At 61.5% G+C, this 23,457-nt stretch carries 27 protein-coding genes, 1 tRNA gene and 1 pseudogene; 19 read left to right on the top strand and 10 right to left on the bottom strand.

The window, feature by feature from the left end:
- Positions 1–22 precede the first annotated feature (22 nt).
- From IVB05_RS21850 to IVB05_RS43770, 3 genes are all read left to right on the top strand, one after another.
- Positions 23–98 (top strand) — tRNA-Lys (locus tag IVB05_RS21850).
- A 97-nt stretch (positions 99–195) separates the two neighbouring features.
- Positions 196–384 (top strand): hypothetical protein, encoded by a 189-nt coding sequence (locus IVB05_RS21855; protein ID WP_247777915.1) that lies wholly within the window; start codon positions 196–198, stop codon positions 382–384.
- Positions 385–693: 309 nt separating this feature from the next.
- Positions 694–1,008: a PilZ domain-containing protein gene (locus IVB05_RS43770; RefSeq protein WP_346771768.1), complete on the top strand. Its 315-nt coding sequence runs from the start codon at positions 694–696 to the stop codon at positions 1,006–1,008.
- Between the two features lie 126 nt (positions 1,009–1,134).
- Here IVB05_RS43770 and IVB05_RS21865 read toward each other — a convergent pair whose 3' ends face one another.
- Together IVB05_RS21865 and IVB05_RS21870 are read right to left on the bottom strand one after the other, a co-directional pair.
- Positions 1,135–1,338: a hypothetical protein gene (locus tag IVB05_RS21865; protein ID WP_247777917.1), complete on the bottom strand. Its 204-nt coding sequence runs from the start codon at positions 1,336–1,338 to the stop codon at positions 1,135–1,137.
- Between the two features lie 449 nt (positions 1,339–1,787).
- Positions 1,788–2,231, bottom strand: a complete 444-nt coding sequence (locus IVB05_RS21870; RefSeq protein WP_247777918.1) for a hypothetical protein — start codon at positions 2,229–2,231, stop codon at positions 1,788–1,790.
- A 1,243-nt stretch (positions 2,232–3,474) separates the two neighbouring features.
- Here IVB05_RS21870 and IVB05_RS21880 point away from each other — a divergent pair.
- Positions 3,475–4,821 (top strand): IS5 family transposase, encoded by a 1,347-nt coding sequence (locus tag IVB05_RS21880; RefSeq protein WP_247777922.1) that lies wholly within the window; start codon positions 3,475–3,477, stop codon positions 4,819–4,821.
- A 336-nt stretch (positions 4,822–5,157) separates the two neighbouring features.
- Here the strand turns inward: IVB05_RS21880 and IVB05_RS21885 are convergent, their stop codons facing one another.
- Positions 5,158–5,361 carry a cold-shock protein gene (locus tag IVB05_RS21885; protein ID WP_247777924.1) on the bottom strand — a complete coding sequence of 68 codons (204 nt, stop codon included), beginning with the start codon at positions 5,359–5,361 and terminating at the stop codon, positions 5,158–5,160.
- A gap of 132 nt (positions 5,362–5,493) precedes the next feature.
- Here IVB05_RS21885 and IVB05_RS21890 point away from each other — a divergent pair, with 132 nt between their 5' ends.
- The 3 genes from IVB05_RS21890 (at position 5,494) to IVB05_RS21900 (ending at position 8,058) form a co-directional block, all read left to right on the top strand.
- Positions 5,494–5,706 (top strand): hypothetical protein, encoded by a 213-nt coding sequence (locus IVB05_RS21890; protein WP_247777926.1) that lies wholly within the window; start codon positions 5,494–5,496, stop codon positions 5,704–5,706.
- 25 nt (positions 5,707–5,731) lie between these two features.
- Positions 5,732–5,902 (top strand): hypothetical protein, encoded by a 171-nt coding sequence (locus tag IVB05_RS21895; RefSeq protein WP_161854519.1) that lies wholly within the window; start codon positions 5,732–5,734, stop codon positions 5,900–5,902.
- A 1,212-nt stretch (positions 5,903–7,114) separates the two neighbouring features.
- Positions 7,115–8,058 (top strand): IS630 family transposase gene (locus IVB05_RS21900; protein ID WP_247777928.1). Its coding sequence is split into 2 segments (ribosomal slippage): positions 7,115–7,450 and positions 7,453–8,058, totalling 942 coding nucleotides; the frame shifts between segments, so codons are not numbered across the junction.
- A 233-nt stretch (positions 8,059–8,291) separates the two neighbouring features.
- Here IVB05_RS21900 and IVB05_RS21905 read toward each other — a convergent pair.
- Positions 8,292–8,684: a hypothetical protein gene (locus tag IVB05_RS21905; protein WP_247777929.1), complete on the bottom strand. Its 393-nt coding sequence runs from the start codon at positions 8,682–8,684 to the stop codon at positions 8,292–8,294.
- Between IVB05_RS21905 and IVB05_RS21910 the strand changes: the two genes are divergently transcribed.
- The 7 genes from IVB05_RS21910 (at position 8,677) to IVB05_RS21940 (ending at position 15,708) form a co-directional block, all read left to right on the top strand.
- Positions 8,677–9,030: a PEPxxWA-CTERM sorting domain-containing protein gene (locus tag IVB05_RS21910; protein ID WP_247777931.1), complete on the top strand. Its 354-nt coding sequence runs from the start codon at positions 8,677–8,679 to the stop codon at positions 9,028–9,030. The two genes, IVB05_RS21905 and IVB05_RS21910, sit on opposite strands and share 8 nt — an antisense overlap.
- A 145-nt stretch (positions 9,031–9,175) precedes the next feature.
- A complete protein-coding gene (locus IVB05_RS21915) occupies positions 9,176–9,436 on the top strand; it encodes a hypothetical protein (protein WP_247777933.1) in 261 nt (86 codons plus the stop codon).
- A gap of 474 nt (positions 9,437–9,910) precedes the next feature.
- Positions 9,911–11,143 carry a Zn-dependent hydrolase gene (locus IVB05_RS21920; RefSeq protein ID WP_247777935.1) on the top strand — a complete coding sequence of 411 codons (1,233 nt, stop codon included), beginning with the start codon at positions 9,911–9,913 and terminating at the stop codon, positions 11,141–11,143.
- Positions 11,144–11,328: 185 nt separating this feature from the next.
- Positions 11,329–12,543: an MFS transporter gene (locus IVB05_RS21925; protein WP_247777936.1), complete on the top strand. Its 1,215-nt coding sequence runs from the start codon at positions 11,329–11,331 to the stop codon at positions 12,541–12,543.
- A 115-nt stretch (positions 12,544–12,658) separates the two neighbouring features.
- A complete protein-coding gene (locus IVB05_RS21930) occupies positions 12,659–13,696 on the top strand; it encodes a PrsW family glutamic-type intramembrane protease (RefSeq protein ID WP_247777937.1) in 1,038 nt (345 codons plus the stop codon).
- Between the two features lie 116 nt (positions 13,697–13,812).
- Positions 13,813–14,397, top strand: coding sequence for an HdeD family acid-resistance protein (locus IVB05_RS21935; RefSeq protein ID WP_247777938.1), 585 nt, complete (start codon positions 13,813–13,815; stop codon positions 14,395–14,397).
- Between the two features lie 222 nt (positions 14,398–14,619).
- Positions 14,620–15,708 (top strand): 3-deoxy-7-phosphoheptulonate synthase, encoded by a 1,089-nt coding sequence (locus tag IVB05_RS21940; RefSeq protein WP_256472497.1) that lies wholly within the window; start codon positions 14,620–14,622, stop codon positions 15,706–15,708.
- A gap of 330 nt (positions 15,709–16,038) precedes the next feature.
- Here IVB05_RS21940 and IVB05_RS21945 read toward each other — a convergent pair whose 3' ends face one another.
- The gene (locus IVB05_RS21945) at positions 16,039–16,263 is read right to left on the bottom strand and encodes a hypothetical protein (RefSeq protein ID WP_247777939.1); all 225 of its coding nucleotides are present in this window, start codon (positions 16,261–16,263) and stop codon (positions 16,039–16,041) included.
- Here IVB05_RS21945 and IVB05_RS21950 point away from each other — a divergent pair.
- Positions 16,247–16,579 (top strand): hypothetical protein, encoded by a 333-nt coding sequence (locus IVB05_RS21950; protein WP_247777940.1) that lies wholly within the window; start codon positions 16,247–16,249, stop codon positions 16,577–16,579. The genes IVB05_RS21945 and IVB05_RS21950 overlap by 17 nt on opposite strands.
- Before the next feature lie 43 nt (positions 16,580–16,622).
- Here the strand turns inward: IVB05_RS21950 and IVB05_RS21955 are convergent.
- A pseudogene (locus IVB05_RS21955) lies at positions 16,623–16,739 on the bottom strand (TonB-dependent receptor plug domain-containing protein); the annotation flags it as partial.
- A gap of 164 nt (positions 16,740–16,903) precedes the next feature.
- Between IVB05_RS21955 and IVB05_RS21960 the strand changes: the two are divergent.
- Positions 16,904–17,209, top strand: a complete 306-nt coding sequence (locus tag IVB05_RS21960) for a hypothetical protein (protein ID WP_247777941.1) — start codon at positions 16,904–16,906, stop codon at positions 17,207–17,209.
- A gap of 157 nt (positions 17,210–17,366) precedes the next feature.
- Here the strand turns inward: IVB05_RS21960 and IVB05_RS21965 are convergent, their stop codons facing one another.
- Genes IVB05_RS21965 through epmA form a run of 4 tightly spaced genes read right to left on the bottom strand, consistent with a single transcriptional unit; the run spans position 17,367 to position 20,024 of the window.
- Complete coding sequence (locus tag IVB05_RS21965; RefSeq protein WP_247777942.1) at positions 17,367–17,642, bottom strand: hypothetical protein; 276 nt, start codon at positions 17,640–17,642, stop codon at positions 17,367–17,369.
- A 28-nt stretch (positions 17,643–17,670) separates the two neighbouring features.
- Positions 17,671–17,877: a hypothetical protein gene (locus IVB05_RS21970; RefSeq protein ID WP_247777944.1), complete on the bottom strand. Its 207-nt coding sequence runs from the start codon at positions 17,875–17,877 to the stop codon at positions 17,671–17,673.
- A 6-nt stretch (positions 17,878–17,883) separates the two neighbouring features.
- A complete protein-coding gene (locus tag IVB05_RS21975; protein ID WP_247777945.1) occupies positions 17,884–18,975 on the bottom strand; it encodes a lysine-2,3-aminomutase-like protein in 1,092 nt (363 codons plus the stop codon).
- A complete protein-coding gene (epmA, locus tag IVB05_RS21980; RefSeq protein WP_247777946.1) occupies positions 18,972–20,024 on the bottom strand; it encodes an EF-P lysine aminoacylase EpmA in 1,053 nt (350 codons plus the stop codon). The genes IVB05_RS21975 and epmA overlap by 4 nt, the downstream gene beginning before the upstream one ends.
- A 254-nt stretch (positions 20,025–20,278) precedes the next feature.
- On the opposite strand from epmA, the gene IVB05_RS21985 reads away from it, so the two are divergent.
- The 3 genes from IVB05_RS21985 to IVB05_RS21995 all read left to right on the top strand — a co-directional run bounded on the left by IVB05_RS21985 (position 20,279) and on the right by IVB05_RS21995 (position 23,359).
- Positions 20,279–21,001 (top strand): hypothetical protein, encoded by a 723-nt coding sequence (locus IVB05_RS21985; RefSeq protein WP_247777947.1) that lies wholly within the window; start codon positions 20,279–20,281, stop codon positions 20,999–21,001.
- Positions 21,002–21,169: 168 nt separating this feature from the next.
- Complete coding sequence (gene efp, locus IVB05_RS21990) at positions 21,170–21,736, top strand: elongation factor P (RefSeq protein ID WP_247777949.1); 567 nt, start codon at positions 21,170–21,172, stop codon at positions 21,734–21,736.
- 54 nt (positions 21,737–21,790) lie between these two features.
- A complete protein-coding gene (locus IVB05_RS21995) occupies positions 21,791–23,359 on the top strand; it encodes a M23 family metallopeptidase (RefSeq protein WP_247777950.1) in 1,569 nt (522 codons plus the stop codon).
- Positions 23,360–23,457: the final 98 nt, after the last annotated feature.

The raw sequence follows: 23,457 nt of genomic DNA on the forward strand, positions 1-23,457 counted from the left end.
CCCCCTACACAGCGCGACAAGTGAGCGCGTAGCTCAGGCGGTAGAGCACGTGACTTTTAATCATGGGGTCGTGGGTTCGAGTCCCACCGCGCTCACCAATGAAATCAAATAGTTATGGTATGCCCCAGGTCTTAGATCGGACCTGATTTTTTTAGCCAGCGCACACCTCGAGCACACATTTTGCGCGAGGTTGTGATGGATACCGATACGATCGGCCTTGTCGTTCTGGTGGCTGCGCTGGCCGCATTCTTTATCGCTGCCGGACGGTCGCGCTGCGGGAAGCGCCCGCCGGAAAAACCAGTATCCGAGAGTAGGGCCGGAGTCGTAATGGCCGCCGGCAAGCTGTCAGAGATTCATCATCCGCAGGACGAATTGCCGCCGTAGCCCGATTAGATCCTATAGATCCTACCTCAGTTGATCGGGGTCGGCGTCATGGACCTGTTTCGGGCTAAGAGGATTGCCACTGTCAGCGACCAATCCGACGAGACCTGTCGTCTCTGCGATGGCAAGCTAGCTCTTGTCAGATTGATCATTGATTCCGATACGGGAACCGCCTTTCGCATGTTCGAATGCAGGAAGTGCGGGAACCGCATTTGGTTCGAATAGCCGAGCAGCGCTTTGTCGGCTGGCGGACTGAACATGCGTTCGAATTGCGATAGCATGACGAGCGGCACCGAGTTGGGATGACACGGTTTGAAGTCAGGAAGTATCGAGTTCAACGGGCGCACGATCGCCTGTCGCATTCGTAACCAGTCCGACACCGGGGCGGCGCTGGAGGTGGTCAGCTCGTTGGGCATCCCAGCGCAAATTACGCTTCTGATCGTTGCTGATCGCTTGCGGTGCGGGTGCACGGTGATATGGCGAATGCGCCACACGATCGGCGTCAAATTCCTTCCCGCTAGAAACGACTCTGCTGACGGCGGCTTGGCGCACGACGTTGCCGGACGACATACGCCGGGCCTTACCACAACGGTCACCCACCAGAATGGTTATTCACGCTGCGGGTGATTCTTGTTGGGCGCCATGCAGAAACCCGCCGGGTTGAGATCGGCGGGTTTCGCACTCTCGCGGGGGCTTGGGCGGGTTTCCGCGATTGGGCCACTCGTAGCAATCCGAGATTAACGATTTATTAAGCTAGCCGACGCCGTAGGGCTTGTTGAGAAAGTAGTCGCGGTTGCCCAGCGCCTTCTCTGCGTACTGGTCGATCGCAACGGTGATCGCCTGAACGTGCTGATAGCAGTGGCCCTCGCGCGCCGCGCGCTGACGCAATTCAGCAAGCGCGTCGAGCCAGGGCGAGTTGTCCGCCTTCTCGTCGTACCATCGCAGCGTCTCTGCCATCACCAGCTCCGGCCGCCAAGCACGCGCCCTTCCCATCATTTGCCCGACGGCCAGAAGCTGCTCACGCTGAAGGAAACGCGGCCGACTATGTTGCGAAGCTGCCGAAGAAGGAGTCCGACTTGCCAGAATGGCAAACGGCGATTGAAGCGCTGATGTTGTGCAGCCGCTGCGGCCATGACGAGGCAGCGACTCCAAAGTTCATGCAGCGCCGCGAGGAAGACGAATAAGGTCAGGACCTGTGATGGAACGGTGCGCCCGTTGCGACAACTGCCGCTGGGTCTGCGAGAACCACAGCGACAGACCCTGGTTGGGCGCGCGTGCCTGTAACTGCGGGGCGCTGCAGCTTTTTATCCAGGTAGCAGGCCGGCGAATGCATCGAGCCATGCGCGCTCATGGGAAAGACGGCTCGCAGAGCAGAGCCGCCTTTTCTTCTGCTCAGTGTCAAGGAATTACTGGCAGGGGCGTTGCCGGCCGTCTGCGCCACGGAACGTGGTGCCAGGCGTACAGGCAAGGCTATTGCGAGCCGCATAGGTCTTCCAGTCGCGGCCGCCATAGCCGTAGCCGTAATAGTCATTGTAGCTATTATCGAAGGCACGGAACGGCGCAGTCGCGATCGCGCCTGCCGTTGCGACGGCACCGCCGACGACGGCACCCGCCGCGCCGACCGGCCCCATAGGCCTGCCATACTGATCCCTAGTCACGACAGCGTTGGCGTCGCGGAACCGTTCGCCACGATAGGCCGCGCGGCGTTCCATGTGGCTCTGGCTTTTGGCGTGGGTCACCTGTTTTTCCTTCGCACCCTTGGCCATGGTGCCCTTGGCCAGCGCGGGACCCGCCAGCGCGGAGGTGAGGATCGCGGCGGTGCCGAGGATCGCAAGACCCAGTCTCGTCATGGAACTCTCCCTTTCTTGTGATTTGCGATTTCGGTAACAAGCGCCGGACTGATAGATGTTCCGCCTCCTGCTTGCGGATCAAACCGATGTGATCTGATCACTCCCGACTTCGCGCCGCTTCAAACGTTGCCCCGACCTGGACGAGGCGGCCAAGCAGGATGCAAGAGGCTTCCAAGCTGACGCGGTAAACAAGCCATTTCGTGGAGGATCAGTGAAAGACGCCGGCAACTGAGGCGGCCTCAGTCTAGGCTTGCCTGCCTCGCTATCTCCAGAATGCCATCGCGATCTTGCACGACGGCAACGAACCCTCTCTTTTCGAGCCAGCGAAGTCCAAGCGCCAGTTGCCTCAGGTCGTTTCTGGCGTGGCCAACTGGGAGCTTCCGGGCCCGCCGCAAGGCGTCTGCGGCTTGCCGTCTAATCGGCGACTCTGCTGTCTTCAATTGCTGCTGACGCATCGCGGCCCCCACCCACGCGAGGGCCAATTAAAATCCCGCGCCGCTCACCCGTCTGTCCGGCATCAGACTCTACATCGCGTTTCGGGAAAAACGGCAGAGCGATGGAACGGTTGGCCTCGAAATGAATCTAATATGGCGTCCGGTTCTAGCCCCCAACGCCCACCGGAAGAAAACCCTTCGAGGGTTGACGGCTCCAGCTTCCAACAGGCTGGAGCCGTTTAAGGGTTGTCTGGAGGGCGGAATGGCCCTGCACTTCAGCCGCATCGCTCCCGCGACAGAGGAGCTAGAAATATGGATCGCAAGCGAGAGCGGCTTCTCATTTGTAATCAGTAATGAGAGTCGCAGTGGTCCTGGACTCCACGGGCAGCCCGGCTTTGTAGCTTCTTGGCGCCCCATCAATTTCAACAGGACCGCCATCCGGGTAGGCGGATCACCCTTTAAGACGTTTGCGGAAGCCGAGAAGGCCTGTGAGGCCATGGTGGCGCACCTGACCAAATAGCTTCGGATCTGGCGTCTGGAATGAACCGGAAGGACCCGCCTACGCGATGGTCGTTATGTTGGGGCTGGCGATCGTTTGGCAGGTGCTCGGGTCGCTGTAGACTGTAGGACGCCGCCAACTAGTCGTCCGTGAAGAAGGCGTAAGCCACTGATCGGGAATCTCGATTTGAGCTAAGGGACGTTTCCAGATTGCAAGGTTTTGATGCTTTGGGCGTCGGAACCTAGCAATTTCGTTTTCGGGATTCCCTCGAAGCGGGAAGCATGATTCCTTGTCTGCATCGGAGGGGACGATGCGGCCGAAGAAGCACCAGACGACTGGATCGAACGATCTGTTCCGGGCTCGGCTCGACCAGATCATCAATCTGAAGCACGAACTGGTTTTGCTCGCCGGCAAGATCGACTGGGACTGGATCGACGGCGAGATTGCGCCGCTCTACAGCGAGCAGGGCCGGCCGGGGATCGCGACCCGCTTCATGATCGGGCTTCTGCTGCTCAAGCACATTTACGGGCTATCCGACGAGGGGGTGTGCGAGCGCTGGGTCCACGACCCGTATTTCCAGTACTTCACCGGCGAGGAGTTCTTCCAGCACGCCTTCCCGCACGAGCGCAGCGACCTGAGCCACTGGCGCAAGCGGCTCGGCAAGAAGCTGGAGCTGCTGCTGGCCGAGAGCCTGCGGGTGGCGCACGGCGCCGGCGCCTTGCGCAGCAACGACCTCAAGCGGGTCACGGTCGACACCACGGTGCAGCCGAAGGCCATCACCTTCCCGACCGACGCCAAGCTGTTGCACGCGGCGATCCGAGGACTGAACCGCCTGGCGACCAGGTACGGCGTGCGGTTGCGGCAATCCTATCTGCGGATCGCCAAGGGCGCGGCGATGATGGCGGGGCGCTACGCCCATGCCAAGCAGTTCAAGCGGCATCAGCGGCAATTGCGCATCCTGCGCAGCCGGCTGGGCCGGATCATCCGCGATATCCGCCGCAAGATCGAAGGACGGACGGCTCTCGAGGAGACCTTCGCACTTCCGCTCGGCCGCGCCGCGCAGATCCGCTCGCAGCAGCAGCGCCAGCGCGGCTGGAAGCTCTATTCCTTCCATGCCCCGGAGGTGGAGTGCATCGGCAAGGGCAAGGCCAGCGCACCTTACGAGTTCGGCGTGAAGGCCTCCATCGTCACCACCAACCGCCGCGCCCCGGGCGGCCAGTTCGTGCTGCATGCCAGGGCGTTGCCGGACAACCCCTACGACGGCCGCACCCTCCGCGACGTCATCGAAGACACCGAGAGGCTCACCGGCTGCCCGATCGAGCGCGCCTATGTCGACAAGGGATACCGCGGCCATGCCACCGAGAACCCGCGCCGCGTCTTCATCTCAGGCCAGAAGCGCGGCGTCTTCGGCGTCATCAAACGCGAGCTGCGACGCCGATCCGCCATCGAGCCCATCATCGGGCACTTGAAGGCCGACGGCCACCTCGGCCGCTGCTATCTCAAAGGCCGCGCCGGTGACGCCGCCAACGTCATCCTCTCCGCCGTCGGACATAACTTCCGCCGCATCCTCGCCTGGCTGAGGGATTCCTGGTGCCTCATCCTCACCGCTCTCATCGCAGCCATCACCGTCCAATCAACACTCAGATCGGCTTCTTAACGGACGACCAACTAAAATACGGCCCCAGGGGGAAGGCTGGGGCCGTAAGTAAGGATTATGCGTCAGGTGCCGAGAAACAAACTGGGTTCGGCACATCCACTTGATAGCAAATGGCAGATTACCTCGTACCTACTCTGTTGGGTGTCCAATCGGTTCTTTTGGGGTGCCTCATCAGGCTGTTGTTCGAGCCGGCGCGAATGGGACCGGGAGGCAGCTAGGCGCGTTGACGCTGGCGCCAGAAGCTTTCCAGCATGGCGCATTGGAATGACGGCCCCAGTTATTGAGAGGGCGGGGGCCGTTTGCATTTCAGATGCCAGCGAGCCGACAGAATTAATTTTATCCGACTCTCAGATTTTCGGCGGACGTCTTGCCACGGTTGCTCATTTCTTCGTAGCTCACCTTGGCACCCTCATTGAGGCTGCTCAGTCCCGCTTTCTCGACGGCCGAGATGTGCACGAAGACATCCTTGCCGCCACTGTCGGGCTGAATAAATCCATAGCCCTTAGTGGGGTTGAACCACTTCACTGTACCTGTCGCCACGTCTATTCTCCCCATTGATTCGAAACACGAAATGATGGTGACAGAAATCCGGCGAAAAAAGGGCCCGCCAGGGGTGAACCCTCGCACCAAAAAGCGCCGCTGGGTTGAGTCAGCGAAGATGGCGAAGATCCGATGAAAGAAAGCACCCTAGCCAAAATCACGGCGTCCGTAGCCGCTGCAAAAGGGATGGCTCAAAAGGCGCTGGCGAGCAGCCCAAACCCTGAGTGGACTGAGTCCGAAATGCGATCAATAGACGAGTGGATCGCCCGTCAGGATGTGAAACTCGATCGCCCCGAAGCCATCCGCCGCCTGGTCGAGCTGGGGATGAAGGCGAAGGGGAAATGAAGATCAACAGCACAACGAGGGCGCCATGATTTCAGTTTTGATCGGGGTTTTAATTATCGTCGTCGTCGGCGCAATCTGCTTTTGGGCCATCGACAAGTTCGCCACCGACAGCCGGTTAGCAAATCTGCTTAAGTTGCTCGTGGTGCTCGTTTGCCTCGGCGCAATTGTGCAACGAGTGCTGCCGCTAACATATTAACAAGGCCCGAGCCGCCCCGGCTGAACGCGCCCCTGCCTCCCCTCCCCGAACGTCACGCCGATGGTTTCAACAAACTCCTGTCGAGCGAGCGGCGCTACGCGTTATCGACACAGGCGCTATTTCTCGCCGGCATTGTGGTGTTTCTGCTTCGTGCGCACACCAAGTTCCTCGGCGCCGTGGCGCCCCTGGTGGCCGGAACCGGCCTGCTCGTCGCGACACATGCCAGCGGTCACGTTCTGGCCATTCCCGTTTCGATGGGGATCATCCTGCTGGGAATGACGCAGCTGCAGCTACGTGGGATCGTTGGCCGTTTCGTTGGATGGTCGCGGTCGGCGACGCCTCCTATTCGGTCTATCTGCTGCACTACGTCGTCTTCGTCGGCTCGGTCTATCTTTGCGCCTACCTCGCGCCGCCAATTGGAGCTGCGAGCCGTGGCGTTTTGCAACACTGGCCGTCTGCGCCATTATTTCCATCCTGACCTGGCGGTGGGTCGAACGTCGCATGATCAGGGTCGGCAACGCGCTTGCCGCGGCTACGGCACGGTCGCGATCGCATGCCATGCTGAAGGCCCTATCGCGCCATAGCCGGATTGCCGCAACCGCCAACCACATGACGTGCATGGACGAGACATTCGCCGACGCTCTGTGACCAGAGCGCGATTTCCTCGCGCTACTGCAGAAAAGTTTGCCAACCGCCAAACGAAACTGGCCAAGCGCATCAATCGGCGAGTTTGCCCTCAGAAATGTAGCAAACCGATTGATTTTGTTTGCATATCGCCCTTCGCGCAGAGAGCGTTATCACGTTGCAAACACTTTCAAAGCCCAAGGCGACCATTTTCGAGGCTTAAGGGAACCATTTTCACGGCCCAGGTTCCATCCGCTGCATAGTCCGGCAAACGGAGATCAGTGCGTAAGCAGGAGGGACAGGAAAATGAATACGGCCGCTATTGTGATCACAACCTGCGTCGGGCTTTACCTCGCACTCCGCGTGACGTTGCGGTGCTACTTTCCACCAGATACCTGACGGCCCCTCCTCACGAGGCTTGGGTCTAATCATGAGCGGGAAGGATGCGAAACGCGAACGGGTCCTCGCCCGCACGGGCTTGGACAGGCCCGCCACTAGAGCGGGATGGGTCTAGTTTGAATCGATTGAGGATTCCCAAATCGGAAGGCTTCTGATTCAACATGCTGGCTGGGAAGGAGGCCAGCATGGATGGGAAAACCCTATTCGAACGACCTTCGTGAGCGGGTGGTGAAGGCTGTCATCAAAGGCGGCCTGTCGAGGCATCAGGCGGCCGCCCAATTTGGGGTGGGCATCAGCACGGCGATCAACTGGGTACAGCGCTTCCACGAGACCGGCAGCGTCAAGCCGGACCAGATCGGCGGCTATAGGCCAAAGAAGATTGCGGGGCCGCACCGCGAATGGCTGATGCAACGGTGCCGGAAGGATTTTACCGTGCGCGGGCTGGTGGCCGAACTCGCTGTGCGTGGGCTCAAGGTCGATTACCGCACGATGTGGGAGTTCCTCCACGCTGAGAAGCTCAGTTACAAAAAAAGACGCTGATTGCCGCCGAGCAGGATCGTCCCGATGTTGCCCGTCGGCGGATGCAGTGGACCAAGTATCAGAATCGGATCGATCCCACTCGGCTGGTGTTCATCGACGAGACCTGGACCAAAACCAATATGGCGCCGCTACGGGGCTGGGCGCCGCGTGGTCAACGTCTCAAAGCCAAGGTGCCGCACGGCCGCTGGCACACCATGACCTTCATGGCCGCTTTGCGCCACGATCGCATCACCGCTCCCTGGTTCATCGAGGGGCCAATCAACGGCGAAGCCTTCCTTCTCTACATCGAGAAGGTTTTGGTTCCGACCCTGCGGCCCGGCGACATCGTGGTCATGGACAATCTTGGCTCGCACAAGGCCCGCGCCGTGCGTCGCGCCATCCGTGCCGCCGGCGCAAGACTCTTCTACCTGCCGAAATACTCGCCAGATCTCAACCCAATCGAGCAGTTCTTTGCCAAGTTCAAACACTGGCTGCGCAAAGCCGCGCAGCGAACCACCGAGGCCGTCTACGATGCTATCGCTCCAATCCTCGACACCGTATCACCGGCCGAATGCGCCAATTACTTCGCCAACGCCGGTTATGACCAAACCTAGACTCATCACGCTCTAGAACACGCGACCCACGTAGACCGGGAAGGTTGCGCATTTATTCAAAATCTATATTTAATACACCGAGCAAATTTAAATCTGCAGGGATTGCAGTAAACGAAAAATACAGGCGCCGCGCGATTTTCTCGCCGGGTGTGCGAAGGAACGAGACAACCTATAATCGATAGAATTATTTTAATTTAAGGTATGATAGTAAAGTTCAGTTACTTTACTAAATTTTAATGGGTGATAGTTTTCGGGAAACTCTGGCAATTCAGGCCAGCGAATAAAGTCATTTTGAGTTCCAGTATTTGGCAGGAGTAGTCGATGATAAATCTTCGCAAAACCGTAGTCGCAATTTCAATCACGGCGGCTGCAGCCACATTCAGCGTCGCTGCTCGCGCCGACATTGTTTCGAGCACGTCTTCGAGCTGGCAGACCAGCAGCACATCGTGGAACGTCGACAACAACAATGACGCTGTAACCAGCTTCACTGCCCATGTAGGCAGCGAACTTATCAACATTGCTACGGTCGGTGCCGTAGATACCGGCAGCGGAAACGCAACGGCCTCGGCGGCTAAGAGGAATGTCTTCAGCTCAATAACGTTCGATCCCACGAACAACGTGTTCACGTCGTTTTCCTTCCAGGGGCAACTCGACATCCTCGGCACCATCTTTGTCGAAGTGAACGACAATTTCGGCAATACGTTCACGTTCGCGAACGTCCCGGCCAACTCCGTCTTCGGACCGTTCGGCGCGGCCGCCGTTGCGGGCACCGGCCAGTACATCGACAAGGTCAAGGTCTATACGGAGCTCCCTGAAAACTTCAAATCCATCAAGCTGGTCGATTTCGGCAATTACACGGTAGCCGGCGCGGTGCCGGAGCCGGCGACCTGGGCCATGATGATGCTCGGCTTCCTCGGCGTTGGCTTCCTGGCCTATCGACGGAAGAATCAAGGCAGCGTTCGCCTGGCCTAGGTCCAACATGACGTCCCGTTGTTTGCTCTGGAAAGGCCGCCACCGTAACGGCGGCCTTTCCACTCTCAACGAGCGGTGAAGCGTTGCGTGCATCGCCTGACGCACATGCCCTCCAGCCTTTGGGGCATCGTCCTGGGAGCATCGTATGGCTCGAGATCCCCGCGCGAAAGAACTGGCTGATCTGAAGCAGGCTCTCGCGAACTTCGAGCATCAGCTCGACGCATTCGAAGCCCGGGTCGGATACCAATCGAAGGCACCTCAAGTTCATGGCCTGACGTCAACCGATTCTCATCTGCCGTCGACCGATCCTCAAATTGCGTTTGCCAATGAGGTCGTCGCCGCCATGAAGAACCGCATGACCGAGGGGCGCGCCATGTTCGGCATGTGGCGAAGCGAACTCTCCTAGCCCCGCTAGAGGCGACTTTCCAACACGCCTGAAGCAGGACCTCTCGGCCCGCTTGCAGCCGCGGTCGACGATCGACCGAAATGGCGGCCGTAGCGCGCCGGAGCCGTTTCCTGCTTGCATCGCCCTTTTCCGCTCACACGACGCGAACTATTTTCTTTCCCGATGCGATTGAGTGATTGAATATCCTCCGCACGGGTCTGAACGCCTCTCACACGTTTGCGAGAAAAATGCGCGACTACACGCCAAAGGAGAAGGCGAAGATAACCGCCGGCGCGGTGGCGGCGCTCGTCATCGTGGCATGGCTTGCCGTCGTCGCATTGGCGCTGCTGTCCGGCGGATAATACAGGTGGCTGGTGATGTGCCGGGAACTTTGTTCTACTGCAAGAACACACTCAGGAACTTTGTTCTACTCCGGATGATATCAGGAACTTTGTTCTACCCCGGAGAACTACGGACCCGCAGGCATGTAAATCCATGACTGACAATTCTTCTCGCGTCGACGGCGCGCGTGTTCTCGCCGATCTTCACGCATTGCGTGCAATGGGCACGTACAAGACCGGTGTTCACAAGCCGACTTTCTCCGAGCCGCATCTGCGTTCCCTGCAGTGGCTGGTGCAGCGTCTTCCCGAGGCCGACCTCGCGGGCGAGATCGACGGCATCGGCAACGTCCTCGGCACCAGCACGAAGCCCGGACCGAAACTGCTGGCGGGGTCGCATCTGGAAAGCCAGAACCACGCGGGCTGGCTCGATGGACCGCTCGGCGTGGTCTATGCGCTCGAAGCCGCCCGCGTCATCAATCGCGATCCGAACATGAACGGCGCCGTCGAAGTTGCGTCCTGGTGCGACGAGGAAGGGCATTTCGGACACTTCCTCGGCAGCCGGTCCTATGTCGGCGGCGTCACCGAAGCCGGTATCGACGAGGCGCGCGACCGCAACAACGACAGGAGCATGCGCGATGCGCTGCGCGAGGCCGGCCTCGCCGGCCGCGCCCGCGCGCGGTGCGAGCACGGGCGGCATATCGGATATCTGGAAGCCCATATCGAACAGGGCGAGGCGCTCGAAAGCAGCGGTCTCAAGATTGGAGTCGTCACGTCCATCGTCGGGATCTGGCAATACCGCATCACGTTTGCGGGCGAACAAAACCACGCCGGCACCACGCGGATGGCCATTCGCAGGGACGCCGGCCTCGCACTCGCCAGATTTTGCGTCGATATCGACGATCGCTTCCCCACGGCCTGCGGTCCGCGCACGGTGTGGACCACCGGCCGCATCACCCTCGATCCCGGCGCGCCCAGCATCATCCCTGGATCGGCGGAAATGCTGTTCCAGATCCGCGACGACGACCCGAGTGTGATCGCGCGGCTGGAGGCCCTCCTCCACAGCATGGCCGCAGAAGTCGATAATCAGAGCCGCTGCAGCGTCGCCGTGGAGCGCATTCGCACCGGTGCGCCCGCGCTGATGGATGTCTCCTTTCAGCAGGCCATCGAACAAGCCAGCGCAGCCCTTGCCGGCGGCAAGTCGCTGCGCATGCCGAGCGGCGCCGGTCACGACGCCCAGATTCTCGCGACCGTCATGCCGGCAGGCATGCTGTTCGTGCCCTCGATCGGCGGCATCTCGCACCACTGGACCGAGAACACCGCAGACGCTGACATCGTCACGGGGGCCGAGGTCTTTGCCGAAGCGTGCCGGAAACTGCTGGCGCGATGAACCACCAGGCAGCGAGCCGCCCATATTCTGCGCATGAGTGCCGGAGGTATGTTCCTCGTCCCCTTGATCGGCGACCTCAGCCATGATTGGACCATGTTGGCACCTGCCGGCAGTTGGCCGAATGAGCCCCGGTTGACCGGTGCCGCCGCCGGTATGGTGCACGGCGGGAGCGCGTAAGGGACGACATGGCTGCTGGCACCAAGCCGACCTATTCGATCAGGGATATTCCACCGGGCGTATGGGTCCTCGGCTTCGTCTCGATGCTGATGGACATCTCGTCGGAGATGATCCACGCCCTGCTGCCGATCTACCTGGTTTCGGTGCTTGGCGCATCGATGGTGACGGTCGGAATCATCGAAGGCATCGCCGAGGCGACCGCCTCCATCACAAAAATATTCTCCGGCGCGCTCTCGGACTGGCTCGGCAAGCGCAAATGGCTCGCGGCCTTCGGCTACGGACTCGCGGCCTTCACCAAGCCGGTCTTTCCGCTGGCGCCAACCGTCGCCTGGCTGGTGGCGGCGCGTTTCGTCGATCGGATCGGCAAGGGTATTCGCGGCGCCCCGCGTGACGCGCTGGTGGCAGACCTCTCGCCGGCCGAGCTGCGCGGCGCGAGTTTTGGCCTGCGCCAATCGCTCGACACGATCGGCGCCTTCACAGGCCCTCTGCTCGCCATTGCCCTGATGTGGTGGACGGCAGACAACTTCACGGCCGTATTCTGGGTTGCCGTGATTCCCGCCTTCCTGGCGCTGGCCCTGATCGTCTTCGCCGTGCGCGAGCCGGACCGGCCGCAGGCGCTGCGCGCGGTGCGCAATCCGATCAGCCTGGTTGAGATCAAAAACCTCGGGCCGGCCTATTGGTGGGTGGTGGCGGTGGCCAGCGTGTTCACGCTGGCGCGCTTCAGCGAGGCGTTCCTGGTTCTGCGCGCCCAGAATGTCGGGCTGCCGATCATGCTGGTACCTGCCGTGCTGGTGTTAATGAATGTCGTCTATGCCGTCGCGGCCTATCCCGCCGGCGCCATCTCGGATCGCGTCAGCCGCACGGCCGTGCTGGCGGGCGGCATTCTGTTGCTGGTTGCCGCTGACATCGCGCTGGCCCTGCTGCCGTCGATCGCCGGCGTTGCGCTGGGCGTCGTCCTCTGGGGCCTGCACATGGGACTGACGCAAGGGTTGCTGGCCGCCCTCGTGGCGGACACTGCGCCGGCCGAGTTGCGCGGCACGGCCTACGGATTCTTCAACCTGCTCGGCGGCCTGGCCATGCTCGCGGCCAGCATCATTGCAGGCAGCCTCTGGGACATCGCGGGGCCGCAGGGAACGTTCCTGGCCGGCGCCGGCTTCGCGCTGGCCGCGCTGGCGGGATTGCTGATGGTGCGGGGCAAGATCGGCGGCAAGGCCGGCGCATAGCCCGCAAGGCCCGGATTTTCAAATAGCTGTTGGCGACAACGAGTCGCGTTCGGCTTTTCTTGCAAACAACTGAATTTGCGGCAATTTGAGTATCTGACGAGGTGAAGTTCCCGACATGTTACTGCTGCAGGCCCTCCCCACATCGATCGGCGTTGCCGCCATTGCGCCGGCGTTGCTGGTGCTCTGGCTCGTCATTGCCGCCGACGAGCGCCCCGGCCCGCCTACGCGGGTATGGCTCGCCTTCATACTCGGGGCCGCCAGCATCTCTCTATTGGGAATTGCGCGCGCCCCGTTTGCGGCAATCCTCGCGGTGCCGGGAAACCCCTGGATGACGCAGGGCCTGCGTTCGATCTTCGGCGTCGCCGCGCCCGAAGAGATCGTGAAGGTCCTCGTGATCATCGCCGTGTCGGTGCGGCGGCGTACGTTTGCGGACCCGATGGATACCGTGGTCTATGGCGCGGCCGCCGGCCTCGGCTTCGCGGCTTATGAAAACCTCGCTTATCTCGTGCAGCACTCCGACATGTGGCGTTCGCTGGCTGCGTTGCGCAGCGTACTGACGGTGCCGTTTCACGGCGCGCTCGGCATTATCGCAGGCGCCTATATCGCGATTGCGCGCGCAGGAACGGCGCTGGGCGCGCACCGGCATCATCGCGACTGGGCGCGGATTTCAAGTTGGTGTCTGGTGCTGTTCGCGCCGGTAGCATTGCATGCCGCATTCGATTTTCCGCTGCTGACATTGCAGAAACATCCCGACCTCGGCCCCACCACGCGAATGCTGCTCGGGGCGACCAGCCTGCTGATCGGATTTAGTTCAATCGGATTTGCCATCCGGCTGGTGCGGCGCGTCGGACGCCACCATGCGCCGCGTACCGAGATCGGCCGTGAGCGGCTGAGCCAGTTGCGGCGGATGTGGGCCCTGCTGCTCGTGGGCAGCGGGGCCGGCTTCGCCGGGGCTGCTTTCGTGCTGACCTCGCTCCATCACTGGTTCATCAATCCTGACCGCAACGCGTCGCTGCTTCTCGTTCCGCTTGGCATGACCTCCATTCTGATCGGCCTGGCGTTGTTGCTGGCGACGTCGGCGGTCTATGTGTTCGGCCGCAACCGCATCAGGACGTCCTCGGAGGGATTTTCGTCCGCCCCCGAACCGGGCTGAACATCATCCCTGCGTCGTTGATCTCGCTCAAAAAGGCCTGCGAACAAATTTACCCGCAGGCGGCGCACGAGCTATATTGGAAACTCAATCGGCGCGGCAGGCATCGGGAGTTTCCAATGACCCTTCCCAAGGATATCCCGCCAGACATCGGCAAACTGCAGTCCGAAATGAACGCCAGGGTGAAGGCGCATTGGAAAGCGTTCCTGTTCGAGGGCATCGTGCTCGCCCTGCTCGGCCTAGCTGCGATGATCGTGCCGCCGCTGGCCAGTCTCGCCGTCACCATCTTCCTCGGCTGGATGTTCCTGATCAGCGGCATTGCCGGGCTGTTCGCTACGTACTGGGCGCGGCAGACGCCGGGCTTCTGGTGGTCGCTGTTTTCGGCGGCGCTGGCTGTTCTGGCCGGCGGTATCCTGCTCGCAAAACCCGTGCAGGGTGTCCTCACGCTCACCATCGTGATCGGCGCGTATTTTCTGGCCGAAGGCGTCGTCACCATCATGTACGCGCTGGAGCACCGCCGCGAATTGTCGGGGCGCTGGTCCTGGCTGCTGATCGCAGGCGTGATGGACCTGCTGATCGCGTTCATCATCGTCGCCGGCCTCCCGGGTTCGGCGGAATGGGCGATCGGTCTCCTGGTCGGGATCAACCTCGTGCTCGGCGGCGCATCGCTGGTCGGCATGGCGCTCGCCGCGCGCCAATCCTGAACATCGCCGATTATGGGATGACAAGGCCTGCCGGGTGCGCTATAGAGCCCGCCATGATCAAGATCGCCGCCAACAGCTTTTGGTATTTTAGCTACGACAGCTCGCTGGCGGTGGGAGGATCGCGCTCAATCTGACGAATTGAAGCCAAGATGTCCGAACAGCCGCCAAACCTGGCGGCTTTTTTATTGGCCGGCAGGTTCCCAACGAACAGGAGCCACAGCCGTGTTGAGCACCACCGACGATCTTCGAATTAGCGAACTGAAAGAGCTGAGTACGCCGCAGGAGGTGATGGGTGAGATCCCGCGCACCTTGACCGCGACGCGGGTGGTGATGGCGGCGCGCAACGCCATCCACGCCATCCTGAACGGGACCGACGACCGCCTGCTGGTCGTCGTTGGCCCCTGCTCCGTCCACGATCCCGTCGCCGCCGTGGAGTACGCCGAGCGCCTCGCCGCCTTGCGCGAAACGCTTGCCGACCGCCTCGAGATCGTGATGCGCGTCTATTTCGAGAAGCCGCGTACCACCGTCGGATGGAAGGGGCTGATCAACGATCCCGCCCTCGACGGCAGTTTCGACATCAACAAGGGGCTGCGGCTGGCGCGCAACGTGCTGTCGGCGGTGAACAATCTCGGCCTGCCGGCGGGAACGGAATTCCTCGACATGACGACGCCGCAATACATCGCCGACCTGATGGCATGGGCGGCGATTGGCGCGCGCACGACCGAGAGCCAGATCCATCGCGAGCTGGCTTCCGGGCTGTCGTGCCCGGTCGGCTTCAAGAACGGCACCGATGGCAATGTCCGCATCGCCGCAGACGCGGTGAAGTCGGCCTCGCATCCGCACCATTTCATGGCGGTGACCAAGGGCGGACGCTCGGCGATCGCGGCAACCACCGGCAACGAGGACTGTCACATCATCCTGCGCGGCGGCCACACGCCGAACTACGACCGGGACAGCGTCGATGCCGCGTGCGTCGAACTTGTCCGCGCCGGCGTGGCGCCGCGGATCATGATCGACACCAGCCACGCCAACAGCAACAAGAAGCCGGAGAACCAGCCGCTGGTCGTGGCCGACATCGCGCAGCAGATTTCGAACGGCGAGCAACGGATCACCGGCGTCATGATCGAGAGCAATCTGGTCGCCGGCCGCCAGGACGTGGTGCCGGGCAAGCCGTTGACCTATGGCCAGAGCATCACCGACGGCTGCATCGACTGGGATACGACGGTGTCCGCGCTGAACGTGCTGGCCGATGCGGTGGCGACGCGGAGGAACGCGCCATCGCGCGAGTTCGGGGAAGAGCGTTCGGCCTAGCCACCCGGGTCGGATGACGGCGGAGCAGGGCACGCGATCGGCGCGCCCTGCTCCCGTTTGATTTGAGGCTGCAACCTCGATCCGGAGCGTGGACGCATAAATCCGGATTACTTCTCATGCAAATGGATGATTACCCTGGCAGGCACACGTCGTACACATGGCAAAAATCGACCCGCCTGTGGCGTACTTCACACTAGAAAACAGCACTTCGGAATATTGCCTTGTCGGGACTGCTGTCTCGAACGAGGTCCACATGAAACCACTTCCGAGCAACCTGAATGCAGACGACCTGCGTACCTACCGCCGGCAGACCGGCGGCTTATAGCTGTCCTATTTGGCCGCCATCATCGTCGCGGTTGGCCTTACCTTCACGAACAGGCCCCCAAGCGATCTCAGAGCGTCGAACGAAATCCAGATGGCGCGCTTGAAGGGCTCATCAGCATCTATCGACGGTCCGGCAGCAGCCAGGTCGGTCGCCAAGCCGTAAGCCGCCGCGGACCGACTACTCAAATAACATTCATTTTTTGGAAATAACGCGATGATTAAACCGATCATTCGATTGCTCTTGATTGCAGCCTTGCTCGCTCCAGGCTCGGCATTTGCCGACACCGAGTACGCTCGCGTTCAATTTTGTTGGGCGATGGGAAAGTTCGACCATACCATCTACTTCGGCGAAGTTGAGAACCGCGAAGACCGGCAGGCAAGCTTCGATGATTTGCTTGAGATTTCAGGCATCGATCACCACGCCGTGAAATGCAACACTTCAGATTCGACATCGCATCGCTTGGCGCGTGCGAAATTATTGAAAGACTGGCGCGATTCCGAGTTCGAAATCGTGAACACCACGTTCTTGTCGGATCTCGATTACTAGCTGCGGTGACACGTCGAAAGCGACCGAAGAAAGGCCGCTCCCCTTATCTTCCGACCGTCACGCCCGCGGTTGAACGCAAGGCGTCCCTGACGCTCGTGGCTTTCATGTCGTCGAGCACGTCCCGCGTCAGGACGGTGGTTTGACCGGGGATGTTGCCAATGCCGCGGGTCGAACTGGAGCTCGGCTGCAGGGCCCGATCACGGCGATGTGTGGTTAACCGGTCCGAGTTTGTTCTCAAAGGCACCGAACCTGTTTCCATCTGGCATCGTCGAACTCCTGTGCGAACCATTCCGGTTTCGCAGAACCGAAGAATGGAGTGTTCAGATGTCGATGAAATCAAGATTAGCTGCAGCGGCTTCAGTCACGCTCGTCGCAATGAGCGCCATGGCAGCCACCAACGCCAACGCGTTTACACTGTTCGATCCGCCTTGCGTTCGGTCGGCACCGAATTGGGGTTGTGGAGACGCCTTCAACTATCAGGAGACCCATCGCACGAAGCAAACATTTCGCACGCACCGCGGCGACACGTCACCGAATTACATGAAGAACACCGATCCTCGCTTTAACCAGTCTATGCAGGATGCGGGCGGTGGTGGTGGTGGCGGCGGTGGTGGTGGCGGTGGTCGCTAGGTTCCACTGATTTCGCGGATTGCGCCTGACGCCGCCGAAGCAACCCGGCGGCGTCTCCGCGATACCCGGAGCGAGCGCTGCCTCGCCCGATCCTCAATCCTTGAAACAGCGACGCGGTCCTGGAACTGCTGCGTGGGCGGTGTAGCCGCTCACTCGTCTAGCAGCCGCGGCAGATGCTCTTGATCTTGCGGTCGAGCGCTGCGTTTTCCTTGCTCAGCGGGTCGTTCGGATCGCTCAGGTTCTTCTCGCTGGGCACGTCGCTGGCGCGTGGCTGGCGATGGCCGACCGGCGCCTGGATGACCCCTCCGCCTCCGCCTCCGCCTCCGCTTCCACCTCCGCCCGAATTCTTCGAAACGGACGAGGACCCTTGCGCGAACGCGTCCGCCCCGCCGATCAGAACCATCAGCGCTATCGAGAGGATTGTTTTTCGCATGTTGGTTCTCCCGTCTTTCTGTTTCTTCCTAACGCACCGGCGCGTCGATCGTTGCGCAATTGCGGCGTCCCTGGGCGGCGCAGTCCTGCGCCTTTCGTACATCGGCCATGGTGGCAAGCAACCAGATTCCGACGGCCACCAGCACCACGAAGAAGCCGAGCATCACGGCGTTTTCGATTCCGCGATTGCCCTCATCGTCCGGCGGCTCCCGTTTGCCCTCGCCGTCCTCCGCCATCGCAGGTCACGGCTTTGGCGGATAGAGGTGAACGTCGCCGCAATAGTCGACGATACGATACTGCGTTTCCGAGGATAGATCAGATTCCCTGGAACTTGCATGCGACAAATAATTCGGACCAATCGGCGCCTTTCCGTGGCCGCCGGGAATATCGAGCACATATTCGGGCTGGCACAGGCCGGAGACGCGCCCCCGCAAACGGCGCATCAGTTCCTGGCCATCTGCAATCGTGGTGCGCAGATGCGCCGTTCCCGGTGCCAGATCGCCATGATGCAGGTAATACGGTTTGATCCGATTTTCGACAAAAGCCCGCATCAGCGCTTCCAGTGTCGCCGCATCGTCATTGACGCCGCGGAGCAGCACCGTCTGGCTCACCAGGGGAATGCCGGCATCAGCCAGCCGCGCGCAGGCGGCACGCGCCTCGCCCGACAGTTCGCGCGGATGATTGGCATGAACCGCGATCCAGGTCGTCGCGCCGTCAACGCGCAACGCTTTGGTCATGTCCCCATCGATGCGCGCAGGCGCCGCCACGGGCACGCGGGTATGGATGCGGACGATCTTGACGTGATCGATGGCGGCGAGGTCGGTCATGATTTCGGCAAGCCGCCGTGGCGACAACATCAGCGGATCGCCGCCGGTCAGGATGACTTCCCAGATTTCCGTGTGACCGCGGATATAGTCCAGCGCCTCGCGATAGGCCGCCTCCGACAGCGCCGTGGCCTTGCCCGGCCCGACCATCTCCCGGCGAAAGCAGAACCGGCAATAGACCGCGCAGACATGCACCAGCTTGAACAGCACGCGATCGGGATAGCGGTGGACGATGCCGGGAACGGGCGAATGCGCGTCATCGCCGATCGGATCGGCGTTCTCGCCGGGAGCTTCCACCAGTTCCAGCGCGCTCGGAATGAATTGCCGCGCGATCGGATCATCTGGATTTTCAGTGTCGATCAGACCAGCGATCTCGGGCGTCACGGCGATGGCATAGCGCGCGGCGACCCGTTCAAGGTCGGCGAGATCGGTGGCCTTCGCCAACCCGCGCTCGATGAGCTCGGCGGGCTGCCGTAGCGTTGCTGCCCATTTCGGATCGATCCTGTTCATGTCTCTCCTGCCGGTGGCGTCCACACCACCTGATCCACCCGCAGCGCGCCGCTGGCCAGCATCACCAGCCGATCGAAACCGAGGGCTACGCCGCTCGATGGCGGCATCGCGGCAACCGCTGCGAGAAAATCCTCGTCGAGCGGATAGCGCTCGCCATAGCGCCGCGCCTTCTCGTCCATGGCTGCGGCGAAACGGCGGCGCTGCTCGGCCGCGTCGGTCAGTTCGCCAAAGCCGTTGGCAAGTTCGACGCCGCAGGCGTAGACCTCAAAACGTTCGGCGACCCGCGGATCGGCCGCCTTCGTCCGCGCCAGCGCCGCCTCCGGCGCCGGATATTCGAACAACACAGTCAAACGCCCCTGCCCCAGACTAGGTTCGACATGCTCGACCAGCACCTTGCTGAAAATGTCCGACCAGGTGTCGTCATCGGTGATCCGCACCCGCGCGCTCGACGCGGCCGCAAGCGCCGCGCGGTCGCCCTCGCCATTGCTGATCGTGGCCAAAAGGTCGATCCCGGCAAAGCGTTCGAATGCCGCCGCCACCGTCAACAGTTCCGGCTCGGCGAATGGATCGGCTGCTCTGCCCCGGAACGAAAACCGGCCGATTCCGGTCGCCTGCGCCGCATGCGCGATCACGACGATGGTGTCGGCCATGACCGCATCGTAGCTCGCTTCCGCGCGGTACCACTCCAGCATCGTGAATTCGGGCAGATGCAGATCGCCGCGCTCGCGGTCGCGGAACACGCGCGCGAACTCGAAGATTTTGGCCTCGCCGGCGGCGAGCAATTTCTTGGCGGCGAACTCCGGCGACGTTCGCAAATAGCGCGTCGCGCGGCTGCCATCGCTGCCGATGATCTCAGTGCGCGGGGCATGCAGGTGCGTCTCGTTGCCCGGCGAGACCTGAAGGATGGCGGTCTCGACCTCGCTAAAACCCTGTTCGTCGAACCAGGCCCGCACCGCTTTCGTGATCGCGCCTCGCGCCATCAGGAACGGCTTTCGGTCGCCGTGCCGCGCGGGCGACCACCATGCCGACGGCTGGTCGGTCCCAACCATCAGCAACGGTCCTTGCCGAGCCACGGAGCACTCTCCGCAGAGCCTGGATAGCCATTCAAGGAATCGGAAAACGCCATTGAAACTGTTCGACTTTCTCTGTGATTCCGCCAGCAGGCGGCAAACTCCCGCTTAATCCATCTTTTCATGGCGAAACCCGCTCGCCTTGTCCATTCCGCTCGATAGCCGAGGCCGCGTGCTGAACCTTGTGGCCCGTTCCCCAGTCCAATGGCCAGAATTTGCAACAGGATACGAGCATGTCTGGCGGCTGGTTAAGAAGAACCGCAATTCTTTTGTTAATGGGCCTCGTCACCGCGCTGCCAGCCTACGCCGATGGACCGGGGCCCGAATTCAAGCATCTGACTGACGAGACGTTCACCTCCCCCGATGGCCAGGTGCGCGTCGAGCAGTATTGGATGGAACGCGACAATGACGTTCTCCACCAGTTCTGGATCTTCGACCCGAAGCATCACGGCTTCCTGCTGAATCGCGGCGAAGGCGCCGATCTTGCAGGATATCGCGCCGGATTCCGCTTCAGCTCCGACAGCCGATGGCTGGTGCGCATGCAGAAGCTCGGCGCGGGGTATCAAACGCTGTTGCTCTACCGGCGCGACGGATATCGATTCTCACCGGCAACCGCAAAGCCGCTCGGCGACATGGCCTGGGACTATTTCTTCAGCCAGCCGGTGTCCAGGAAGATCCATCGGAAATCCAGGGATCGCCGTTCGCTCAATCACAAGCAGGTAAATCTGCTCGAGGGGATGGACGATAATTACGCCTGGACGGGAAAGCGTTGGCCTGACAGCCGCTATATCGTGCTCAGCCTTTCGTTCGATTCACAGGGTGAGCGCAAGCCGTTACCCTGGATCGACGGTCGGCGCTGTGTCTTCGATACGAAAACCGGGCAATTCTCGATTCCCTCCGATTTCGCCGGCCACAACGCCAAGGCGGTCCAGTTCCCCGACCGGCGCCGCCGATAAGCACAGCAAAATAGGGCCGTTACGGCCCTGAGGCATACCTCTGGGGATGGCGGCAAAACGCTGGCATCGGCGGGCAAAATCAGTATGTTGCAGCCGGAAACCGCCCGATTTGGCCCTTGGACACGATGTCCGGATTTGGCCAGAGGCCAGAAATTCAGGAAAACAGCTTTGAAAGTCATCGCCAGTTCTATTCGCAAGGGCAACATCATCGAGCAGGACGGCCGGCTTTACGTCGTCCTCACCGCCGAAAACATCCATCCCGGCAAGGGAACTCCGGTCAGCCAGATCGAAATGCGCCGCATTGGCGATGGCGTGAAGATTTCGGAACGCTACAAGACCACCGATCAGGTCGAGAAGGCGACCGTCGAGGATCACAATTTCAATTATCTGTACGAAGATGCCGACGGCTTCCATTTCATGAATGCCGAGACTTACGACCAGGTCCAGGTCTCCAAGGAAATCGTCGGTTCGTCCGCGCCCTATCTGCAGGAGAACATGACCGTGAAGCTGTCGCTCCACGACATGAATCCGGTTGCAATCCAGCTACCGCAGCGCACGACGCTGGAAGTCGTGGATACCGAGCCGGTCACCAAGGGTCAGACCGCGTCTTCCTCCTACAAACCTGCTATCCTCTCCAACGGCGTTCGCACCGCAGTGCCGCCGCACGTCGGAACGGGAACGCGGATCGTGGTCATGACCGAGGACGGCTCCTACGTCGAGCGCGCAAAGGATTAAGATCGCGCACTGGAATTAAGGGGCACGCGCCGGGGGGCGATTGCATTGAATACCATGGCTGTCCGCTTGCTCAGGCGTTGGCTGGCAGCCCTATGTTTGCTCCCGGCCGGGCTCACCGCAGCAGCAGCCGGGTTCCGGACGCCGTCGATCACGGCCGTCCGCGTCGAATGGCGGGCGGTTGTCGATCAGCTCCGCACCGAGATCGGCACCCGCCCGGCGATCGCTTCCCGATTCACGTTCGCCGGCCAGCGGCGCGTGCCGGCTTGGGATCCGCGCGCAACGCCCGCGCTGGTGCAACTGAACGCCATCAACGCGAGCCTGTTCGCCGGGATCGGACGCAGTCCAGTGCCGGTGCTGCTGCCGTTCGATACCGCGGGCTACCTCGAAGGCGAGGCCAGCGGCACACAGTTGCCGCTGTCGCGCTACCAGGCTGACTTCCGCCCCGCAGACCTGTTTCACGCCGGTCCGGCCGGCTACGACGCGGTGTTTTCGCTGCATCCGGGCGCAGGCAGCTCACGGATCTTCGCCAAGCCGGTCGAAGTGCAGATCACCGGCTCGATCCTCGTCTACGACCTCGCCGATCCGCTTGGCGGCAAAGGCGAGCCGGTCAAGGCGCTGGCGGCGCAGTTCCCCGACATGCGCCGCTTCATCCGTGAAGGCTATGTGCGCTACGCCTTCACGCGCTTCGGCGTGCCCTATGTGGTGTCGATCCAGTGTCTCGATTCAGCGCCGCGGGCGCGGCGGCTGGCTTGCCGCGAGGCCTATCCCATTGCCGAGCGCTTTCTGAAAACCTTGCGGATCTCGGGCGGACAACCGGCGCAGCCGCGCCACGACATTTCGTCCGAGATCGCTGAACGACCGACGGCGGTTTCGCCCGACTTCACTTATTACCCGGGCGGCGACATCATCGCCCGCAGCAGCGTGCGTCGGCGCGGCGGACGCGCCGACTTCGCCGCTTATTCGCAAATCCGTTTTCCGCTCGAGAAAGCCCCAGCCGCCATCCGCTCGCAATCCTTCAGCAGGAAAAAGACTGAGCAAGGCCGCGGCGTCTATCCGTGGCGGGACAATTTTTGCGAAGCCCGCAGCTTCCAGGTCGGGCAATGCGCCGCCGGCTTCGGGCACCAGGGCCAAGACATCCGTCCCGCGCCCTGCCCGCCGAACAGCAACAGCGAAAGCAGTTGCCATCCCAGGAAGCAGGCTGTGGTCGCCGTCCGCGACGGCATCCTGATCCGTTCACTGAGGCAGCAGGCGGCAACGCTGCAGATCAATACCCGCAACGAGCACATCCGTTTTCGCTACATGCATATGAACCCGTCAGCCATGGATGCCGACGGCATTCTCAACGGGCGCAGGGTCGCCGAGGGCGAAAAGATCGGCGTGGTCTCCAACTATCTCGATTTCCCGAACGGCACGTCCTACCACCTTCACTTCGACGTGCAGGTGTTCACGCGCGACGGCTGGATCTGGGTCAATCCCTACACCACCCTGATCGCGTCCTATGAACGGCTGATCCGCGGCCGCGGCCGCGAGATCGGGACCGATCCGCCAGCTGTCGCCGCCGTGGTGCACGCTTTGCCGGAGGATATCCTTCGCCACAATGCCCGGGAAGGCCGGGAGAACTAAAGCGTTTTCTAGCGACCGGTTCGCGTCAAGAAAACGCGTCAAAAAAATAAACTACGGCGTCGCCCTGCACTCGACGTGACGTTCGAGTTTGCCGCGAG

The sequence above is a fragment of the Bradyrhizobium sp. 170 genome (assembly GCF_023101085.1).
GTDB lineage: Bacteria > Pseudomonadota > Alphaproteobacteria > Rhizobiales > Xanthobacteraceae > Bradyrhizobium.

Excerpts from the sequence above, each read along its gene's own strand:
- IVB05_RS21945 (WP_247777939.1), bottom strand. The coding sequence starts at position 16,263 with ATGATCGGTTTAATCATCGCGTTATTTCCAAAAAATGAATGTTATTTG.
- IVB05_RS21985 (WP_247777947.1), top strand. The coding sequence starts at position 20,279 with ATGTCTGGCGGCTGGTTAAGAAGAACCGCAATTCTTTTGTTAATGGGC.
- IVB05_RS21995 (WP_247777950.1), top strand. The coding sequence starts at position 21,791 with ATGGCTGTCCGCTTGCTCAGGCGTTGGCTGGCAGCCCTATGTTTGCTC.
- IVB05_RS21880 (WP_247777922.1), top strand. The coding sequence starts at position 3,475 with ATGCGGCCGAAGAAGCACCAGACGACTGGATCGAACGATCTGTTCCGG.
- epmA (WP_247777946.1), bottom strand. The coding sequence starts at position 20,024 with ATGGTTGGGACCGACCAGCCGTCGGCATGGTGGTCGCCCGCGCGGCAC.
- IVB05_RS21915 (WP_247777933.1), top strand. The coding sequence starts at position 9,176 with ATGGCTCGAGATCCCCGCGCGAAAGAACTGGCTGATCTGAAGCAGGCT.
- IVB05_RS21920 (WP_247777935.1), top strand. The coding sequence starts at position 9,911 with ATGACTGACAATTCTTCTCGCGTCGACGGCGCGCGTGTTCTCGCCGAT.
- IVB05_RS21930 (WP_247777937.1), top strand. The coding sequence starts at position 12,659 with ATGTTACTGCTGCAGGCCCTCCCCACATCGATCGGCGTTGCCGCCATT.
- IVB05_RS21975 (WP_247777945.1), bottom strand. The coding sequence starts at position 18,975 with ATGAACAGGATCGATCCGAAATGGGCAGCAACGCTACGGCAGCCCGCC.
- IVB05_RS21950 (WP_247777940.1), top strand. The coding sequence starts at position 16,247 with ATGATTAAACCGATCATTCGATTGCTCTTGATTGCAGCCTTGCTCGCT.
- IVB05_RS21935 (WP_247777938.1), top strand. The coding sequence starts at position 13,813 with ATGACCCTTCCCAAGGATATCCCGCCAGACATCGGCAAACTGCAGTCC.
- IVB05_RS21895 (WP_161854519.1), top strand. The coding sequence starts at position 5,732 with ATGATTTCAGTTTTGATCGGGGTTTTAATTATCGTCGTCGTCGGCGCA.
- IVB05_RS21870 (WP_247777918.1), bottom strand. The coding sequence starts at position 2,231 with ATGACGAGACTGGGTCTTGCGATCCTCGGCACCGCCGCGATCCTCACC.
- IVB05_RS21865 (WP_247777917.1), bottom strand. The coding sequence starts at position 1,338 with ATGGCAGAGACGCTGCGATGGTACGACGAGAAGGCGGACAACTCGCCC.
- IVB05_RS21890 (WP_247777926.1), top strand. The coding sequence starts at position 5,494 with ATGAAAGAAAGCACCCTAGCCAAAATCACGGCGTCCGTAGCCGCTGCA.
- IVB05_RS21925 (WP_247777936.1), top strand. The coding sequence starts at position 11,329 with ATGGCTGCTGGCACCAAGCCGACCTATTCGATCAGGGATATTCCACCG.
- IVB05_RS21970 (WP_247777944.1), bottom strand. The coding sequence starts at position 17,877 with ATGGCGGAGGACGGCGAGGGCAAACGGGAGCCGCCGGACGATGAGGGC.
- IVB05_RS21960 (WP_247777941.1), top strand. The coding sequence starts at position 16,904 with ATGTCGATGAAATCAAGATTAGCTGCAGCGGCTTCAGTCACGCTCGTC.
- IVB05_RS21855 (WP_247777915.1), top strand. The coding sequence starts at position 196 with ATGGATACCGATACGATCGGCCTTGTCGTTCTGGTGGCTGCGCTGGCC.
- IVB05_RS21965 (WP_247777942.1), bottom strand. The coding sequence starts at position 17,642 with ATGCGAAAAACAATCCTCTCGATAGCGCTGATGGTTCTGATCGGCGGG.